Origin of the sequence: Hansschlegelia sp. KR7-227 (assembly GCF_049446035.1) — a bacterium.
GTDB lineage: Bacteria > Pseudomonadota > Alphaproteobacteria > Rhizobiales > Methylopilaceae > Methylopila.
In genome coordinates, this window is the sequence record NZ_JBMSEA010000001.1 from 2,923,965 (window position 1) to 2,942,165 (window position 18,201).

General features: G+C 68.0%; 19 protein-coding genes. 11 read left to right on the forward strand and 8 right to left on the reverse strand.

Annotated elements, in window-relative coordinates; all coding sequences use genetic code 11:
• Positions 1-85 precede the first annotated feature (85 nt).
• Positions 86-1,249 (forward strand): mandelate racemase/muconate lactonizing enzyme family protein, encoded by a 1,164-nt coding sequence (locus tag ACO2RJ_RS13650; RefSeq protein ID WP_423268978.1) that lies wholly within the window; start codon positions 86-88, stop codon positions 1,247-1,249.
• 185 nt (positions 1,250-1,434) lie between these two features.
• On the opposite strand, the gene ACO2RJ_RS13655 is transcribed toward ACO2RJ_RS13650, so the two are convergent.
• Positions 1,435-2,253: an HIRAN domain-containing protein gene (locus ACO2RJ_RS13655; protein WP_423268552.1), complete on the reverse strand. Its 819-nt coding sequence runs from the start codon at positions 2,251-2,253 to the stop codon at positions 1,435-1,437.
• Positions 2,243-3,181 (reverse strand): HipA domain-containing protein, encoded by a 939-nt coding sequence (locus tag ACO2RJ_RS13660; RefSeq protein ID WP_423268553.1) that lies wholly within the window; start codon positions 3,179-3,181, stop codon positions 2,243-2,245. Before ACO2RJ_RS13660 ends, ACO2RJ_RS13655 begins: the two co-directional genes overlap by 11 nt.
• Positions 3,182-3,661: 480 nt before the next feature.
• Here ACO2RJ_RS13660 and ACO2RJ_RS13665 point away from each other — a divergent pair, with 480 nt between their 5' ends.
• Both ACO2RJ_RS13665 and ACO2RJ_RS13670 read left to right on the forward strand, forming a co-directional pair.
• Positions 3,662-3,847 carry a hypothetical protein gene (locus ACO2RJ_RS13665; RefSeq protein ID WP_423268554.1) on the forward strand — a complete coding sequence of 62 codons (186 nt, stop codon included), beginning with the start codon at positions 3,662-3,664 and terminating at the stop codon, positions 3,845-3,847.
• 36 nt (positions 3,848-3,883) lie between these two features.
• Positions 3,884-4,324 (forward strand): hypothetical protein, encoded by a 441-nt coding sequence (locus tag ACO2RJ_RS13670; RefSeq protein WP_423268555.1) that lies wholly within the window; start codon positions 3,884-3,886, stop codon positions 4,322-4,324.
• Between the two features lie 71 nt (positions 4,325-4,395).
• Here the strand turns inward: ACO2RJ_RS13670 and ACO2RJ_RS13675 are convergent, their stop codons facing one another.
• Complete coding sequence (locus ACO2RJ_RS13675) at positions 4,396-4,620, reverse strand: hypothetical protein (protein ID WP_423268556.1); 225 nt, start codon at positions 4,618-4,620, stop codon at positions 4,396-4,398.
• 127 nt (positions 4,621-4,747) lie between these two features.
• Positions 4,748-4,909, reverse strand: a complete 162-nt coding sequence (locus tag ACO2RJ_RS13680) for a hypothetical protein (protein WP_423268557.1) — start codon at positions 4,907-4,909, stop codon at positions 4,748-4,750.
• 147 nt (positions 4,910-5,056) lie between these two features.
• Between ACO2RJ_RS13680 and ACO2RJ_RS13685 the strand changes: the two genes are divergently transcribed.
• Both ACO2RJ_RS13685 and ACO2RJ_RS13690 read left to right on the forward strand, forming a co-directional pair.
• On the forward strand, positions 5,057-5,209 hold the full coding sequence (locus ACO2RJ_RS13685; protein ID WP_423268558.1) for a hypothetical protein: 153 nt from the start codon (positions 5,057-5,059) through the stop codon (positions 5,207-5,209).
• 76 nt (positions 5,210-5,285) lie between these two features.
• Positions 5,286-5,534 carry a hypothetical protein gene (locus ACO2RJ_RS13690; protein ID WP_423268559.1) on the forward strand — a complete coding sequence of 83 codons (249 nt, stop codon included), beginning with the start codon at positions 5,286-5,288 and terminating at the stop codon, positions 5,532-5,534.
• Positions 5,535-5,538: 4 nt separating this feature from the next.
• Here the strand turns inward: ACO2RJ_RS13690 and ACO2RJ_RS13695 are convergent, their stop codons facing one another.
• The 4 genes from ACO2RJ_RS13695 to ACO2RJ_RS13710 form a co-directional block, all read right to left on the reverse strand.
• On the reverse strand, positions 5,539-5,799 hold the full coding sequence (locus tag ACO2RJ_RS13695) for a hypothetical protein (RefSeq protein WP_423268560.1): 261 nt from the start codon (positions 5,797-5,799) through the stop codon (positions 5,539-5,541).
• A 174-nt stretch (positions 5,800-5,973) separates the two neighbouring features.
• Positions 5,974-7,293 carry an oxalate/formate MFS antiporter gene (gene oxlT / locus ACO2RJ_RS13700; protein WP_423268561.1) on the reverse strand — a complete coding sequence of 440 codons (1,320 nt, stop codon included), beginning with the start codon at positions 7,291-7,293 and terminating at the stop codon, positions 5,974-5,976.
• A gap of 1,195 nt (positions 7,294-8,488) precedes the next feature.
• Entirely contained in the window at positions 8,489-9,634 is a 1,146-nt protein-coding gene (locus ACO2RJ_RS13705; protein WP_423268562.1) for a CaiB/BaiF CoA transferase family protein, read from the reverse strand.
• A 123-nt stretch (positions 9,635-9,757) separates the two neighbouring features.
• On the reverse strand, positions 9,758-10,177 hold the full coding sequence (locus ACO2RJ_RS13710; RefSeq protein WP_423268563.1) for a MarR family winged helix-turn-helix transcriptional regulator: 420 nt from the start codon (positions 10,175-10,177) through the stop codon (positions 9,758-9,760).
• Positions 10,178-10,388: 211 nt separating this feature from the next.
• On the opposite strand from ACO2RJ_RS13710, the gene ACO2RJ_RS13715 reads away from it, so the two are divergent.
• The 6 genes from ACO2RJ_RS13715 to ACO2RJ_RS13740 all read left to right on the forward strand — a co-directional run bounded on the left by ACO2RJ_RS13715 (position 10,389) and on the right by ACO2RJ_RS13740 (position 18,171).
• Entirely contained in the window at positions 10,389-11,675 is a 1,287-nt protein-coding gene (locus ACO2RJ_RS13715) for an amidohydrolase/deacetylase family metallohydrolase (RefSeq protein ID WP_423268564.1), read from the forward strand.
• Complete coding sequence (locus tag ACO2RJ_RS13720) at positions 11,672-12,532, forward strand: alpha/beta hydrolase (protein WP_423268565.1); 861 nt, start codon at positions 11,672-11,674, stop codon at positions 12,530-12,532. The genes ACO2RJ_RS13715 and ACO2RJ_RS13720 overlap by 4 nt, the downstream gene beginning before the upstream one ends.
• Positions 12,533-12,600: 68 nt before the next feature.
• Entirely contained in the window at positions 12,601-14,901 is a 2,301-nt protein-coding gene (locus tag ACO2RJ_RS13725; protein ID WP_423268979.1) for a xanthine dehydrogenase family protein molybdopterin-binding subunit, read from the forward strand.
• Positions 14,898-15,764 (forward strand): FAD binding domain-containing protein, encoded by an 867-nt coding sequence (locus tag ACO2RJ_RS13730; RefSeq protein WP_423268566.1) that lies wholly within the window; start codon positions 14,898-14,900, stop codon positions 15,762-15,764. The genes ACO2RJ_RS13725 and ACO2RJ_RS13730 overlap by 4 nt, the downstream gene beginning before the upstream one ends.
• A gap of 2 nt (positions 15,765-15,766) precedes the next feature.
• Positions 15,767-16,993, forward strand: a complete 1,227-nt coding sequence (locus ACO2RJ_RS13735) for a xanthine dehydrogenase family Fe-S subunit (RefSeq protein WP_423268980.1) — start codon at positions 15,767-15,769, stop codon at positions 16,991-16,993.
• Between the two features lie 20 nt (positions 16,994-17,013).
• Positions 17,014-18,171, forward strand: a complete 1,158-nt coding sequence (locus ACO2RJ_RS13740; RefSeq protein WP_423268567.1) for an ABC transporter substrate-binding protein — start codon at positions 17,014-17,016, stop codon at positions 18,169-18,171.
• Positions 18,172-18,201 lie beyond the last annotated feature (30 nt).

The following is an 18,201-nucleotide window of genomic DNA, read 5'->3' on the forward strand; positions in this document are numbered from 1 at the left end:
GCAATTCATGTGAAACGCCGGGTCAATTCGGCGCAAGGCGCGCGCAACCATGCGCAACGCCCGCGGCGCCGCCTGGGAGGGCCTCATGCGCATCGTCGACGTCCGCGAGATCACGCAACCGATCGCCTCGCCGATCCGCAACGCCTATATCGATTTCTCAAAGATGACGACGAGCCTGGTCGCGGTCGTCACCGATGTGGTCCGCGACGGGCGGACGGTCGTCGGCTACGGCTTCAACTCGAACGGCCGTTACGGCCAGGGCGGGCTGATCCGCGAACGCTTCGCGCCCCGCCTTCTGGAGGCCGACCCCAAGACCCTGCTGAACGAGGCCGGCGACAATTTCGACCCCGACCGCGCCTGGGCCGCGATGATGACCAATGAGAAGCCGGGCGGCCATGGCGAGCGCTCGGTCGCGGTCGGCACGCTCGACATGGCGATCTGGGACGCGGTCGCGAAGATCGCGGAGAAGCCGCTGTTCCGGCTGCTCGCGGAGCGCAACGGGGTCGAGGCGAACCCGTCCGTCTTCGTCTACGCCGCCGGCGGCTATTACTATCCGGACAAGGACGACACGCAGCTGCGCGGAGAAATGCGCTCCTATCTCGACCGCGGCTACACAGTCGTGAAGATGAAGATCGGCGGCGCGCCTCTCGCCGAAGACTGCCGGCGCATCGAGGCGGTTCTGGCCGAGATCGGCTCCGAGGCAAGGCTCGCCGTCGACGCCAATGGCCGCTTCGACCTGGAGACCGCGATCGCCTACGCCAAGGCGCTCCGGGCGTACAAGCTGTTCTGGTACGAGGAGGCGGGCGACCCGCTCGACTACGCGCTGCAGGCGGCGCTCGCCGAATTCTACCCCGGCCCGATGGCGACCGGCGAGAACCTGTTCTCGCATCAGGACGCCCGCAACCTGCTCCGCCATGGCGGCATGCGGCCGGACCGTGACTGGCTGCAGTTCGACTGCGCGCTCTCCTACGGCCTGTGCGAATACATGCGCACCCTTCAGGCGCTCAAGGTCGCCGGCTGGTCCTGGTCGCGCTGCATCCCCCATGGCGGCCACCAGATGTCGCTCAACATCGCGGCCGGCCTCGGCCTCGGCGGCAATGAAAGCTACCCCGATCTGTTCCAGCCCTATGGCGGATTCCCCGACACGGTCCGGGTCGAGAACAGTCGCATCACAATGCCGGAGCTCCCGGGCATCGGGTTTGAAGGCAAGGCGGATCTGATCACGGTGATGCGGGAGCTGGCGGGGTGAGGCGGCGCCTGACCGATGCGCGGCGTTGCGCCGTCATGCTCGGCGAAGCCGGGCATCCACGACGTCTGGGAAGACTTGTTCTTTGTTTTCTTAACAAGCGGGCGCGATTATGTAGCTTGCAAACGCGTTAGGCGAGATTGCGCTTGAACCATTCAAGGCCGCCCTTTTTCGGGGGGCGTACCTTACTAGCTCGTCTTAAATGGAAAATTTTCTGAGTGGCGGTAAAAGACGCTACGAGGCGTAGATGGTGCCGCGTCTAAAGATGAGGCGATAAAGGCGTCAACGGGCTGCTGCTCTTCAGCGCTCGCTGGATCAAAATTGATCGGGACATCTGCAGTAATTTTGCAAAGAATTTTTAGTTGATTTGGTGCGTCGTCGTTACATCGGACGATCTCAATCCTGCACGTCCGGCGTGAAGTTTCATCTCTTAGAATATTCGAAATAACGGGGGAATAGAAAATAGGAACATACCCGATAATTAGCCCTCCGTCCCGGAGGCGGAGCGCGACTGCGTCATTGTCAAATGGGTTGCAAACATCAAGCATTGGAAATAATTCTATCTCCTCCTTGGTGCCAGAGCACCAAGACATTACATCCCTATGCATATACCTAATTCCGTGGACAAAAAACTCCAACTCAAAAAACCCGCCAATAACGGAAGGCTCCGGGTAAATAATAAGAGAATCAGACCCCGGAATGAGCCCGAATTTTGCGATCAGGTCAAATTCGGTTTCATGTTGAGAAAGATTCAACCAGCGAAGCATTGCCGGGTAGTCCAGGCGGGACTTAGGGGGCAGTTTATTTTTGAGTAGAGGAATCAAAGTATCAAACTGATATCTATATCCCATATTCATTCCAAATAAAACTTGAGTCAGATCTTTGAGTTGCCTGGCACCCTTTGTAAACACTAGTTCATAAGATGAGTCGCTTTTCGTGAGGCGTGCAATAGTGTGCCACGTTCGGGATTGCTCGTCCTGCCATGCGACAAACAATCTACGCGTCAAGACCCACCTCCCTTATAGTTCGTTGGTTGCATTTTAACATTGCAAGTGCAAAATCTATCGCCGATGATTCTATCAGAGAAGGATCGATCTGTAAAAAAATCTCCTCAAAGAATGTCTCCGTAAGTCCAACTGCTGTCTCAGCCCAGTATCTACAGGCCTTTGGGTTCAAATATTTAATGACACCTAATGTGTCTCGCAAAAGAAGAGTATGTTTTTCGCTTTTCCCGGCATAGAAGGCGGATTTCCCTCTGTGTGCGTAGGAGCAAACCGTCGCCCTCCTGTCATTTGTGGACAATCTCATTCGCCGTCGATCGTCGGGCTCGTTTCGCCCAAGAGATGATGCGTGGTCGAAGGTTGGGGCAAGTCGCAATGAGACATCGCGCTCGCCTACGTTAGCTATAACACCCCAATTTTCATGGTGTCTGTCTGTATTTCCAACTAATATATCCAATATAAGGTACCCTAAAAATACCTCAATAGGAGTTATATTTGTTGGGTTATCAAATCCGTCATATCTATGTAATAGAGGTAGCGACTTTAGTACGCTTACCACTCGATCAATCGTGTACTTTATCTGCTGAAAGCGCTTTTCTCCGTCGTACCCGTCTGTAATAGTTGAAAGTAGAAAATTTCCTGCGAAGAACGTTCCGCCATCAGCGAGAAACCGAGGCGTAATAACTCCTTTTTCATTATCCGAGGTCGCAAAATCATACTGAGCACATGGCAGGCCCATACCTTTTGCGATTTCGGAAACGACCTTCTCAGACCAGTTTTCTCCAGTGCCGGCTCGCCCGATCTTGAAAAGGTGCATTCTGCCTGGCAGCGAATGCTCCGCGGGTGACGTCAGCCAGCGCTTTTCTTTTGTTCCAAGCGCTTCAGGGCGGTACGCTTGCCATGCCGAAACGTCGAAAACAGGATAGTAAGTCACCGTTATGCGTTCGGCTTGGTAGAGCGAACGCTGCCTTGTGCAGGTGACATCGTGGCTTTGGGCTTAACCAGCTTTCGCACCCTTTCAGCAAACCGCTCTGCATCGTCGTCCGTCCCTAGTTCGCGGGCGGCGGCGCGGAACTCGTCGATTTGGCTTTGCGGCGGCGGATCTTTGCTCATGGGATGGAGTCTGATCCCGTGTAGCCCCGAACGCAAATCGCCGCCGAGCGAAGGGGGTCGGCCTCCGGAGGTGACAGCAACCGGGCGCCAACGGCCTTCGTCGGACATGATGCGGGCTCGCGATCGGCGTTGGCGCGGATGATCGCCTGCAATTCGGTCTTGGTCGTGCCCTCCCGCTGCAATCTCCACAATCTCCCATCGCCGGGCAGCGTCTCATTTTGAAACTGCCAGCGGTTGACGACCCTCGTGGATCGGGCTCGCCTCCTCTATGCTCGGCGCCACGCATGTAGGGAGGCTCTGTTTGTTCAAGGTCAAAGCCGTCGACCACACCGGCCGCGCCGTCACCTTCGCGTGCGGAACCGCGGAGCAGGCGCTCGAGAGGTCGCATGAGCTGGCGAGGCGAGGCTTCAGGGACATCGTCGTGCTCGGCAAGGACGACAAGGAGGTGAGCGCGTCCGCTCTCGAGCGGTCCCTCGACCTCGATTGATAGGGGCGCCCCGCCAAAGGTATTGGGCGCTGGCTTGTGGACGGAAAGTCGAAATCCTACCGTCCCGACATGCCGATTCTCGACACCTGCCTGAGCTCCCTTGCCGAGCTTGGTCCGAAAGGGCTGCCTCGCGGGCAGATCGCGATCAGCACGTTTCTGGCGGGATACGCCTCGGACGCCGTTTCGCAGACGAAGGGCCTGCGGCTTCTGCAGCTCTCCTTCTTCATGCAGGCCAGCGGCAGGCCCATAGACGAGAAGGTGCAGCGGGCGATCGCCAGGCGCCTGAAGGCGCTCACGCCCGCCGTGATCCGCTCTAAGGATCAGCCCTTCTCGCTCAGCGGCGGCGTCTCGGCGCCCTCGTCGCATATGGGCGATGCGTTTCGTCCCGAGATCACCGGTCCCGGACACGCGCCTGCGGCGGATCACGTCCCGCCTGCGGCGCCGGACGTCGAGCCGGCCAGCAGCCATACTCCCTGAATGAACGAAAGCCGCATGCGCACGGGCTCGCCGCATCGAGGCGGAGCAGACCGTGCGCTGCGCCCAAGCCTTTACTCCCCCTCGTCCAGCAGCGTTCCGATCAGGCGCCACATCGCCTGGTGCTCGGGGCCGTTGCGGCCGAGGGTGAGGAAGATTCCGAGGCCCATGTCGGCGACGTGGCCGCCGGACGAGACGTTGCCGGTGTGCCGCACGAAAATCTCGCCGTCCGGGTTGCGGAGCAGGTCCCAGCGGTCGCCGTTCTCGCTGACATACAGCGTCTTGCCCTGGCCCGTCATCGTCGCTCCCATATGGTCGTCGTAAGCATATAGGGCGTCGCGCGCGCCGCCGCGGGCGCGCCCCGCGCGAAATGACCGGGAAGCGCGCACGCGCGGGCCTGCGGCGGCGGCCGACACGGCGGCGGCGCTACTCCTCGCCGAAGGCCTTGCGCGCCTCGGCGAGGATTTCGAGCTCGACGGTGAGCAGCAGGAGCGACAGCGGCAGCGGCTGGCGTTCGATCGCGCTCAGCCGGGCGCGCAGCATCTCGCCGATCGCGTCGAGCGTCGTCTGGTCCAGGCTCGTGCCCATGCCGGCCTCCCGTGTCCTTCCGAGACAGCGGCCGGCGGGGCGTTTCGTTCCGAGCGCCGCGCCTGACGCGCGCGCGAAGATCGCGCGCAACCTTTTGCCGGCCTCACGCGTAAGCTCGCCGAGCGGGGGCGCGAAGCGATGTTTGTCGTGAGTTTTCTGGACGGCGCGAAACGGATCGAGATGGAGGCGCCGACGCTCGACTCGGCGCTCAGGCTGCGCGCCTCCCTCGAGACGGCGGGAGCGGCCGACGTCCAGGTGCGCCGGATCTTCGGCCCGTCCGTGCGCGGGGACGAACGGTAGGCGGGAACCTCCGGGCGCCGCTGGCGTTGACGCGCTGCAGCACGCAGCGGAACGCGTCTCTGCCGGAGGCGCGCAGATGTTCGACACGCTCTACAGCATGGTCCTGCTCACGGCCGAGTGCCACCAGGTGATCGGCATGCGGATGATGAAGGCCGCCATGGGCGGGGCCGCCGCCGGGGAAGAGGCGATCCTGATGATGTCGGAAAAGACCGAGGCGGCGCTGCGCCACGGGCCGGCCTTTCTCGCGGGCGGATCGCTCGACCGGATCATCGAGGACTATCGCGCGATCGTGCAGGCGAACGTCGTGCGGCTGTCGCAGGGCTGACGGACTACGCCGCGGGCGAGGAGCCCTCGCCCTCGAGCAGCGCGATCCGCCGCGCGATCGCATCCCGGACCAGGACCGCGACGGCCCCTTCCAGCTTCAGCGCGTCGTAGCCGTCGGCGAGCGTCTGGAGGCGGGCGGGCGCCTCCTCCGGAGGGCCGCCGGCCGCGAAGCGCTCGATGGCGTCGATCGACAGCGCCTTGGCCTCGCCGGGCGTTTTGGCGGCGGCGGCGGCCAGGGCGGCGAGGCACGTCTGAAGGGCGGTCATCGCCCATGAGTACCGCAGACCGGCCGCGGATGGCTATGAGGTCGTTCGGCCCCGCGCCCTGCGGCCTCCGCCGCCTGCGGGGTCTCTAAGCGCATGAAAAAGGGGCAGGCGCCGACACGCCTGCCCCTTCCCCTTGTCCCCCGGCCAATGGCCGGGGGACGTGTCGACGGCCGGTCAGGCGCGGGCGAGCGCCGGTTCGCCGTCGAGCGCGACGTCGGGCTTGGCGAGCGTCGAGCGGGCGACATGGGCCGCGAGCACCGGGCGCAGCGCCACGATCGCGAGGAAGGCCGCGAACAGGTCCATGGCGGCGACGGTGTAGAGCACGCTCGACCAGGTGCCGGTCGCCTCCATCAGCAGATTGCCGACGGGCACGAACAGCGCGCCGATGCCCTTGGCGCAATAGAGCACGCCGTAGATCTTGCCGATGTGCTTGGTGCCGAAGGCGTCGCCGGCGAGCGCCGAGAACAGCGAGTAGACCTCGCCCCAGGCCAGGAACACCACGCCCGACAGGATCAGGAAGGCGTAGGGGTTGGAGCCGAAATAGCCGAGCGCGATGATGCCGAGGCCTTCGAGCGTGAAGGCGATCAGCATGGTCTTCTCGCGGCCGATCTGGTCGGAGATCCAGCCGAACAGCGGGCGCGAGATTCCGTTCATGACCCGGTCGAGCATCAAGGCGAGCGGCAGCGCCGCCATGGTGATGAAGTAGAGGTTGACCGAGAAGTTCTTGACGCCGAGGTCCTGCGCGATGACGCCGAGTTGGGCGACCGCCATCATGCCGCCGGTGACGACGCAGATGAACATCAGGAACATCAGCCAGAACAGCTTGGTGCTCATCGCCTCCTTGAGCGTGTAGTCGCGGCGGGTCTGGTTCACCTTGTGGGAGGACCGGACCTCGGACTTCTCCGGCGAGCGCAGGAACCAGGCGGCGCAGAAGGCGAGCAGGCCCTGGATGATGCCGAAGGTGAAGAAGGCCTGCTGGAAGCCGGCGGTCTCGATCATCGCGGCGATCGGCAGGATGGTGGCGGCCGAGCCCGCGCCGTAGCCGCCGGCGGTGAGGCCGACCGCGAGACCGCGGCGGTCCGGGAACCACTTCAGCGCGTTGTTGATGCAGGTCGCGTAGATGCAGCCGACGCCCACGCCGCCGACGGCCGCGCCGACATAGAAGCCCATCAGCGAGGTCGCGTAGGAGTTCAGCACCCAGGCCAGGCCGATGAACACGGCGCCGGTGGCGACCATGAAGCGCGGGCCGTATTTGTCGATGAAGTAGCCTTCGATCGGCGTCAGCCAGGTCTGCACCAGGACGAAGATCGTGAAGGCGAACTGGATGGAGGCGCGCTCCCAGCCGAAGGTCTGCTGGATCTCCGGCACGAACAGCGTCCAGGCGTATTGGATGTTCGCGGTCGCGATCATGCAGATGACGCCGACGACGATCTGGGTCCAACGTTTGGAGTTGGAGACCGTCGGCGGCGCCGCGGCGGCGGTGGCTTCACTCATGTGGCGTTCCCTCGAAGTTTTGACTTCGGCTCATGTCGGCCGATTGTCGTGACGGTGGTTCGGCGAATTGGGTAGTGGAAATTCGGCTATCCCGACAAAGGGATAAGCGGTTGCGGGCGCTGCGGCGCGCTCGCGCTGCGGCGGTGGGGAGGACTGGATTGTTCGGGGCGTTCGGCGCGCGAAAGCGCGGCGCGAAGGGCGCTCAGGCCCCGCGCGACGTCACGCGCGCGGCGGTCGGGAGGGGAGAAGCGGATCGGACGGCGTTCGTCCGCGCGGGGCCTGACGGCCCGGGCCGCATGGCCGGACGACGCCCGGCGCGTTACGGTCGCTTGCAGGATAGGATCGGCCCACGCGTGTCTCCCGCGTCGGCGCTGAACGAGACGGCGGAGCCGCCTTGTCAGCGCATGGCTGGTATGCGGTATCTGGAATGCCACATGTGGCATGCCAGCTCAAGCCGGCCATGACAGGAAAATGACCCGCCTGGGCGGCGCTCTCGAAAAGTTGATCCCGGGCGGATGACCGCACGACCCGGTATCCCGTTGCAATCGCTCGTCCTTTCGCGGCGAGCACAGGCAGGCGTCGAGAGCGCGGTCGCCTCGCTTTGAAGCGAAAAGATCCTCGCCCGTCATCCCGGGCTTGTCCCGGGATCCATTCCCGCGACGGCGGTATGCCAATTACCACGAAGAGCAAATGGGTTCCGGGACAAGCCCGGGACGACGGCTGCGGGGGCGAGACTGACGATACCGGGGACGTGATCGCGCCCTAGAACGCGGTCGCCTCGCTTTGAAGCGCAAGATCCTCGCCCGTCATCCCGGGCTTGTCCCGGGATCCATTCCCGCCGACGGCGGCACGCCATTGACCACGAAGAGGAAATGGGTTCCGGGACAAGCCCGGAACGACGGCTGCGGGGGCGAGACGGACGATACCGGGGACGTGATCGCGCCCTAGAGCGCGGTCGCCTCGCTTTGAAGCGAAAGATCCTCGCCCGTCATCCCGGGCTCGTCCCGGGATCCATTCCCGCCGACGGCGGTATGCCATTGACCACGCCGAGGAAATGGGTTCCGGGACAAGCCCGGAACGACGGCCGCGGGGCGAGACGGACGATACCGGGGACGTGATCGCGCTCTAGCCCGGGGCGGCGATCCGGGGCGCGTTCGCTGCCCCGGCGCGGCGCCGCCACTGCGCCGGGAACACGTCATGCCCCCAGCGCCACCTCCGCGCGGATCGCCGCGGTGTGCTCGCCGAGCGCCGGGGGCCTGCGGCCCTCTCGCGCCACGGTGAGCGGCGAGGTCGGCACGTCGAAGCTCCCGCCGTCGTCGAGCGGGATCGTCATGCGGGTGAGCGCGGGGTGGGCGGCGAGGTCGGCTATGTCGGAGACGTTCGCCCAGGCGAGCTGGCGCGCCTCGAGCCTCGCGATCATCTCCGCGCGCGTCGCCGGCCCGAACACCTCCTGGATGATCGCGACCAGTGCGTCGCGGTTTGCGAGCCGCGCCGGGTTGTCGGCGAAGCGCGGGTCGGCCGCGAGCGCCGGCCGCTCCATGACGCCGTCGCAGAAGCGGAGCCATTCCGCCGGGCTCTGCACCGCGATCACCACCCCGCCGTCGCGGCATTGCGCGACGTGGTAGGGGAAGATCACCGCATGGGACAGGCCTGTGCGCGGCGTGACGCGGCCGGCCTGCTCGTATTGCAGGAAGGGCACCGCCATCCATTCGGCCATGGAGTCGAACATGGCGATCTCGATCGCCTTGCCGCGGCCGGTGCGCTCGCGCTCATAAAGCGCCTGGCAGATCGCGGCGTGGGCGTTCATGCCGGCGCCGATGTCGGCGATCGACACGCCGACCTTGACGGCCTCGTCCGGCGATCCGGTCACGCTGCAGATCCCGCTCTCGGCCTGCACCAGCATGTCGTAGGCCCGGCGCCCCTTCGCCGGCGTCGACTGGCGGTAGCCGACGATGTCGAGCGCGATCAGCCGGGGATGGCGCGCGACGAGGTCCTTCGCGCCGAGCCCGAGGCGGACGCTCGCGCCCGGCGCGACGTTCTGGACGAACACGTCGGCCTTGGCGACGAGGGCGCGCGCGACCGCGAGGTCCTGCTCGTTCTTCAGGTCGAGCGCCGCGCTTTCCTTGCCCCGGTTCAGCCAGGCGAAATACGCGCTCATGCCCTGGACCGAGCGGTCGTAGTGCCGGGCGGTGTCGCCGTCGAGGCGCTCGAGCTTGATCACGCGGGCGCCGGCGTCGGCGAGCCGCATCGTGCACATCGGGGCGGCGACCGCCTGCTCCAGCGAGACGACCAGCAGGCCGGCGAGAGGGCCGTCGGGGCCCCTCGTGTCAGCTCCGGTCATGACGGTCGGACCTTTGATGAGAAACGGACGGCGCCGACCGATAGCCGCGCGAAACCCGCGCGGCAAATCCCGGCGCCGACGGGCGCCGCGCGACCGGTCGCCCAACAGACGCGCAACTTCCGCCTATTTATCGGTCAGGGTCGCGGCGCGGCTGCCCTCATGGGCGTCGACGATGCGCTTGAGCAGGGCGATGAAGGTCGCGCGCTCGCTCTCGCTGAGAACCTCGACGGTGGCCGCATGGGCTGCGCGGGCGGAGCGCTCCATGGCTGCGAGCAGCGCCTCGCCCTCCGGCGTCATCCGGCAGGCCTGGGCGCGCCGGTCGCGCTCGGAGACGACGCGCTGCACCAGCCCGCGCGCCTCCAGGCGCTTCAGGGCGCCGGTCGTCGTCGTGCGGTCGAGGGCTACGGCGCGCGCGAGCGTCGTCTGGTCGGCGACGCCGCGCTCCGAGAGCGCCGACAGCAGGCTGTACTGCAGCGGCGTCATGCGGAACTCGGCGCAGAGCTCTGCGAACAGGCTGACATGAATTTGATGCAGGCGACGCACGAGAAAACCGGGCCGCTCCAGCAGAGGCCATGTCTCGTTAGAAGCGTTTGACGCCGCTTGGCTTTCCTCAGCGTCCAGCGGGATTTCCGCGCGTTCGGCCTTCATCTCGTTCCCTTGACTGGCATGCGGACTGCATGTCCAATTGCGAAGCATACTTCGCTTTTTCGACTGCGGGGGCAAGCCTCCGGCGGTCGCGTGACGGAGAACGACAATGGCGGAAGCGACCGGTTACGACCTGCTGCTCAAGGGCGGACGGGTGATGTGCCCCGCGTCGGGCCTCGACGGCGTGCGCGACATCGCGATCAAGGGCGGCAAGATCGCGGCGATCGAGGAGGCGATCCTCCCGAGCAGCGCCGCGAAGGTGGTCGACGTCTCTGGCAAGCTCGTCCTGCCCGGCCTGATCGACACGCATGGGCACGTCTACCAATACGTCACCGGGCGCTTCGGGCTCGATCCGGACATGGTCGGGGTGCGCTCCGGCGTCACGACCGTGATCGACCAGGGCGGCCCGTCCTGCATGACGCTGCCGGGCTTCCGGAAGTTCATCGTCGAGCGCTCCGAGACCAACGTTCTGGCCTTTCTCTCCGCCTATCTCGTCGGCGGGCTTGAGGGCCATTTCTATCCCAACCTCTACAGCCCCGACGGCGTCGACATCGAGGCGACGGTGCGCTCCGCCAACGCCAACAAGGACATCGTGCGCGGCATCAAGGGCCACGCCGAAATCGGCGGCTTCGCGCGCTGGGGCATCCGCGTCATGGAGATGGCGGCCGAGATCGCCCGCCGCGCCGACCTGCCGCTCTACGTCCATTTCGGCCAGCTCTGGGGCCTGCCGGAGAGCGGCGCCAATGGCGAGGACGCCGACACCATCCTCGAACGCGTCATTCCGCTGCTCAAGGAGGGCGACGTGCTCGCCCATCCGTTCACGCGCCATCCCGGCGGCTTCGTGAACCGCGAGGGCGAGGTGCACCACGTCATCCAGGCGGCGCTCGACCGCGGCCTCAAGGTCGACGTCGGCCATGGCAGCCACTTCTCCTACCGGCTCGCCCGCATGGCGCTCGACGCCGGCGTCGTGCCCCACACGCTGGGCGCCGACATGCACGGCTACAACACCCAGGTGCCCGAGCATCCGGCCCCGGCCGGCACGCCGGAGGAGCATGTCGACGACGAGAACCATCCCTTCAAGGGCCAGGCGCGCTTCAGCCTGACGCAGGCGATGAGCTCGATGATGACGCTCGGCCTCAGCCTCGACCAGGTCGTGCCGATGGTCACCGTGAACCCCGCCAAGATGCTGGGCATGACCGACACGCTGGGCGCGCTCGCGGTCGGCCGCACGGCGGACGTCTCGGTGCTGAACGACGAGCGCGGCCGCTTCATCCTGCGCGACAACGAGGATCATCGCGTGGTCGCCGAACGGCTGCTGACGCCGGCCTTCTGTCTGCGCGCGGGCAAGCGCTTCGACGCCGACTCGCCGATCCTGCCGCAGGCCATCGCGGCGTGAGCGACGCCCCGCAGGAGGTCTGGGGCCGCCTGTCGCAGGAGGAGCGCGACGCGGCCTACAACAACAACGCCGCCGTGCCCGGCAGCGCGCGCATGATCGTGCGCCGCGACGCGCTCGCCGCGGCCTACCGCGCCGAGCACCCGGCGAAGCTCGACCTCGCCTACGGGCCGAAAACGCGGCAGGCGATCGACCTCTATCCCGCGGACGACCCCGCCTCCCCCTGCCTCGTCTTCATCCATGGCGGCTACTGGCAGCGGAACTCGCGCGAGGTCTTCGCCCATTACGCCGAAGGGCTGCGCTCCGCCGGCTGGTCGGTCGCGATGCCCGGCTACTCGCTGGCGCCGGAGGTCACCGTCGCCGACATCGTCGCCGAACTCGGCGACGCGCTCGACTGGCTCGCCCGCGAAGGCCGGCAGCACGGGGTCGACGGGCCGATCGTGCTCGCCGGCTGGTCGGCGGGCGCGCAGCTCGCGGTCCTGCTGCTCGACCACGCCGCGGTGAAGGCCGGACTGGCGGTCTCCGGCGTCTACGAGCTCGCGCCGATCCGCGACACCTTCCTCAACGGCGCGCTGAACCTCACCGACGACGAGATCGCGACGCTCTCGCCGCTCAGGCTGCCGCCGTCGCCGAAGCCCCTCGCGATCGTCTATGGCGCGGCGGAGCTTCCGGCGCTGATGCGCGACTCCGAGCAGCTTTCGGAGATCCGCGCGGTCGGCGGGGCGCCCGGCGCGCTCATCGTGGTCGAAGGCGCCGACCATTTCAGCATTCTGGAGGAGTTCGTCTCGCCGGACGGGGTTCTGGTCCGCGCGGCGCAGGACATCCTCAAGCAGGCGCTCACCGGAAAGGCCCCGGCGTGACCGGCGGGCCGTCCCCCGCGGCGCAAGGCGTCGGCGCGCGGCTGCCGCGCAAGGAGGACGACCGCTACATGCGCGGGCGCGGGCAGTATGTCGGCGACATCCGCATGGCGGGGATGCAGGACGTCGCCTTCGTGCGCTCGCCGCTGGCGCATGCCCGCATCCGCGGGATCACGATCCCGGAGGCGGTGCGCGACCGCGTCTTCGTCGCCGCCGACCTCGTCGGCGTCAGCCCGATCCGCGCGGTGTCGGGCCTGCCCGGCTTCAAGCCCTCCGAGCAGCCGCCGCTCGCGACCGAAAAAGTGCGGCAGGTCGGCGAGGCGATCGCGATGTGCGTCGCCCCGACCCGCGCCGAGGCCGAGGACGTCGCGGCCATGGTCGAGCTCGACCTCGAGGAGCTGCCGGCGGTCCACGACATGCTCAAGGCGCGCGAGCCCGGCGCGGCGCTCGTCCACGAGCACTGGGGCGACAACGTCTTCCTGGAGACGCTGGTCGACATCGACATCGCGGCGGCCTTCGACGCGCCGATCAAGGTCAGCCGGACGATCTCGACCAGCCGGCAGTGCATGGCGCCGATCGAGGGCCGCGGCGTGGTCGCGCATTACGACCGGCGGCTCGAGCAGCTCACGCTGCACACCGCCTGCCAGATGCCGCACATCGTGCGCTCGGGGCTTTCGGAATGCCTCGGCATGGACGAGGGCGGGGTGCGCGTCGTCGCGCCCGACGTCGGCGGCGGCTTCGGCTACAAGGGCATCCTGCTCGCCGAGGAGGTCTGCCTCGGCTGGCTCGCGCTGCGCTGCGGCCATCCCGTGCGCTGGCTGGAGGACCGCCGGGAGCACCTCACCGGCAACGCCAACTGCCGCGAGCACCATTACGAGATCACGGTCTACGCCGACCGCGACGGGACCATTCGCGGCGTCGACTGCGAGGCGACCGTCGACAGCGGCTGCTACTCCGCCTACCCGTTCTCGGCCTGCCTCGAAGCGGCCCAGGTCGCGAGCATCCTGCCCGGCCCCTACGACTTCCCCGCCTATCGCTGCCGCACCTGGTCGGTCGCGACCAACAAGGCGCCGATCCTGCCCTATCGCGGCGTGGCGCGGACCGGCGTGTGCTTCGCGCTGGAGCTCGCGCTCGACGCGGTCGCGGCCGAAGCCGGCCTGCCGCCGGAGACGGTGCGGCTGAAGAACCTCGTGCGGCCCGACCAGATGCCGTTCGACAACATCACCAACAAGCATTTCGACAGCGGCGACTACCCGCAGGCGCTGACGCGCGCGCTTGCCGCGATCGACGTCGAGGCCGTGCGCGCGCGCCAGAAGGAGGGCGAGCCGGACGGCCGCCGCATCGGCTTCGGGCTGTCGATCTATTGCGAGCAGGCGGCCCACGGCACCTCTGTCTATTCCGGCTGGGGCATTCCGATGGTGCCGGGGCATGAGCAGGCCGGCGCGCGGATCACGCCCGACGGCGGGCTGGAGCTCCGGATCGGCGCGCATTCGCACGGCCAGGGGCTCGAGACCACGCTGGCCCAGGTGGCGCACCAGATCCTCGGCGTGCCGGTCGCGCGCACCCGGCTGGTGCATGGCGACACCGCGATGACGCCCTACTCCACCGGCGCCTGGGGCTCGCGGATGATGGTGATGGCGGGCGGCGCGGTCGCGACAGCCTGCGAGGCGCTGGTCGAGCGCGCGCGGGCGATCGGCGCGCATCTGCTCCAGGCCGAGCTCGCCGAGGTGCGCTTCCAGAACGGCCGTGTGATCGGCCCGAACGGCGACCTCGCGCTCTCCGAGATCGCGCGCGTCTGGTACCGGCGGCCGCAGGACCTGCCGGCCGGCGTCGATGGCGGCGGGCTCGAAGTGACGGCGGGCTACAAGCCCGTGCGCGACAGCGGCACCTTCTCCTACGCCGCCCACGCCGTCACGCTCGCGGTCGATCCGGAGCTCGGCGCGGTCGAGATCCTCGACTACGTCATCGTCGAGGACGGCGGCGTGCTGGTGAACCCGATGGTGGTCGACGGCCAGATCCTCGGCGGGCTCGCGCAGGGGATCGGCACGGCGCTGCTCGAGGAGATGCCGTTCGACGCCTCGGGGCAGCCGCTCGCCTCGACGCTCGCCGACTATCTGCTGCCGGGCGCGGCCGAGGTGCCGAACCCGCGCATCGACCACATGGAGACGCCCTCGCCCTACACGCGCTTCGGCGTGAAGGGCATCGGCGAGGGCGGCGCCATCGCGCCGCCGGCCGCCATCGCCAACGCGATCAACGACGCGCTGCGCCCGCTCGGAATCGAGATGCTGGCGTCGCCGGTCACCCCGCGGCGGATCGTGGAGGCCGTGCTCGCGGCCCGCGGCGCCGCCGCCGAGCGGAGGGACGCGGCATGAAGGCCGCCCGCTTCGCGCTCGAACGGCCGCGCGACCTCGCCGACGCGCTGGCGCTGCTCGGCGAGGGCTCGCGGGTCGTGAAGGTTCTGGCCGGCGGCCAGTCGCTCGGGCCGATGCTGAATTTGCGCCTCGTCGAGCCCGACCTCGTGGTCGACATCGCCGGGCTCGCGGAGCTGCGGCAGGTCGGACGCGAGGGCGACACGCTGGTTCTGGGCGCCTGCGTCACCCACGCCGACATCGAGGACGGCCGCGCGCCGGACGTCGGGACAGGCATGCTGGCGCGGGTCGCCTCCGGCATCGCCTACCGCGCGGTGCGCAACCGCGGCACGATCGGCGGCAGCCTCGCCCACGCCGACCCGGCGGCCGACTGGCTGTCCGCGCTCCAGGCCTTCGGCGCCGAAGTCGAGATCGCCTCCCGCGCCGGCCGCAAGCGGCTGCCGCTGTCGCGCTTCATCGCCGGCGCGCTGTCGACGGCGCTTCAGCCCGACGAACTCGTCGTCGCCGTGCGCGTGCCCGCGCCGTCGCCGGCCGCGCGCTTCGGCTACTTCAAGCATGCGAGCAAGGTCGGCGAGTTCGCCCATGCGATCGGCGTCGCGCTGATCGATCCGGAGCGCGGCGTGGGCCGCGCCGTGGTCGGAGGCGCCGACCAGCCCCCGCTCGTGATCGAGGACGCGCGCGCCGTGTTCGGCGGCGCGATCCGCCCGGGCTTCTCCGCCGACTTCGACCGCGACGCGGCGGCCGAGGCCGTCCGAGCCTCCGGCGTCACGGGCCCGGTCGACGCGCATATCCGCGTCGAGGCCCTGCGCCGCGCCGTTCTGCAGGCCGCAGGCGGCGCGCCGGCGGATGTGAGGGCCGCGGCGTGAACATGATCGTCCGCACCACCGACGCCCGCACGATCGCGCTCACCGTCAACGGCCGCGCGGTTTCGGCCACGGTCGAGCCGCGCACCCATCTCGCCGATTTCCTGCGCGAGGACCTGAACCTCACGGGCGCCCATCTCGGCTGCGAGCACGGCGTCTGCGGCGCATGCACGCTGCTCGTCGACGGCGAGCCCGCCCGCTCCTGCCTGACCTTCGCCGCGACCTGCGACGACGCCGAGATCACGACGATCGAGGGCCTCGACGACGACGAGGTGACGGCGGAGCTCAGGGCGGCCTTCAACCGCGAGCACGCGCTGCAATGCGGCTTCTGCACGCCGGGCATGCTGGTCGCGGCCCGCGACCTCGCCCTGCGGTTGCCCGACGCGGACGAGCGCCGCATCCGCGTCGGTCTCGCCGGCAATCTCTGCCGCTGCACGGGCTACGCCGGCATCGTCAAGGCGATCCAATCGGTGATCGCCGAGCGCCGCGCCCGCGGCGTCGCGCCGGGCGGCGCCGGGGGGCGCGGGCTCGGTCCGGTGGGCGCGCGCCCGAGCCGCGCCCGGCCGACCGAGCGCGCGCGGACGCCGGCCGGGCCGGAGCGGGCGGCGGCCGCCGCCGCGCCGGCCGCGTTCATCCAGGACTTCACGCCGGCCCACAGCTTCGAGCAGCGCTTCGCCGTGGCGTTCCCGCCGGACGAGGTCTTCGCGCTGTTCGGCAAGGTCGAGGAGGTCGCGGCCTGCCTCCCCGGCGCCTTCGTCGACGCCGTCCCCTCGCCCGAGCGGGTCGAGGGCGGGATCCGCGTCAAGGTCGGACCGATCTCCGCCGCCTTCCGGGGCGCCGCCGCGATCACCCGCGACGAGGCGAGCCGCGAAGGCCGCATCCTCGGCGCCGGCGCCGACGGGAGGTCGGCCGCGCAGGGCGAGGTCCGCTACCGCGTCGCGCAAGGGGCCGAGCCGGGGACGTCCGAGGTCGCGCTCGCCGTCGGCTACACGCTCAAAGGCCCGCTCGCGCAGTTCGGACGGCCGGGCCTCGTCCGCGACATCGCGGGGCGGCTCACGGCCGATTTCGCGCGCAACCTCGAGGCGAAGCTCGCCGGCCGCGGCGACGCCGGGCCGACGCCCGCCGCAGCGCCTTCGGGCCTCAACCCGTTCCGCCTCGTCGCCGGCCTGCTGTTCGGCCGTCTGGCGTCCTGGCTCACGCGCGTCCGCGGCTCCCGCGGCGCTTCCGACTGACCACGTCCAAGGAGAACGCCATGTCGACGACGTTCCGCATAGCATCGGCCGCAGCGCTCGCTCTCGGCCTCGCCGCCACCGGCGCCCGAGCCGAGGACACGATCAAGATCGGGATCAACGAGCCGCTCACCGGCCCGTTCGCGGCCTCGGGCGCCTATGTCGTCAACGGCGCCAAGATCGCCGCCGACGAGATCAACGCCAAGGGCGGCGTGCTGGGCAAGAAGCTCCAGCTCGTGATCGAGGACAACAAGTCGAACCCGACCGAGGCCGCCGCCGTCGCGGAGAAGCTCATCACCTCCGACGAGACGCCGGTGATGATGGGCGCCTGGGGCTCCAGCCTCACGCTTGCGGTGATGCCGAAGCTCGAGGAGTACGAGGTGCCGATGCTGGTCGAGACCTCGTCCTCGGGCAAGATCACGACCTCCGGCAACCCCTTCGTGTTTCGCATCTCGCCGCCGTCCGCGCTCGAGGCCGAGGCGTTCGCGCCCATGGTCGAGAAGATCGGCGTCAAGAAGGTCGACTTCCTCGTCATCAACAACGACTGGGGCCGCGGCGCGGCGGCCGACTTCGGCAAGATGCTGAAGGGCAAGGGCGTCGATGTCGGACTGACCGAGACGATGGACGCGTCGGCGCAGGACATGAGCGCCCAGCTCGCCAAGATCAAAGGCACCGACGCCGACACGATCATGATCACGGCGGCCGTCGACCAGCTGACGCTGGTGTTCAAGCAGATGGCGGCGATGGGCGTGAAGAAGCGCGTCATCACCACCGGCGGCTCGCAGAACCCAGACCAGATCGTCGCCCAGGCGGGAGCCGCGGCCGACAAGACCATGCACCTCACCACCTTCCTGCCGTGGTCGCCCGACGCGACCCCCGACCCGAAGGCCACCGCCTATTTCCTCGCCGAGTGGAAGAAGCGCGGCCACCCCTTCGCGGGCGCGACCGAGAGCTTTCGCGGCTATGACGGCATCCGCACCATCGCGGCCGCGATCGAGAAGGCGGGCTCGGCCGAGCCCAAGGCGATCCAGAAGGCGTTCTGGGACGTCAAGCTCACCGGCCTCAACGGCCCGATCGCCTTCGCCAAGTCCGGGCCGGAGGGCAAGGAGAGCGGGCAGAGCAAGCCCAGCGTCTACCTGATCCAGATCGCCGACGGCCAGATCGGCGAAGTGAAGCTCTGACGCCCCACGCCTGAACCCTCGTGACCGTCA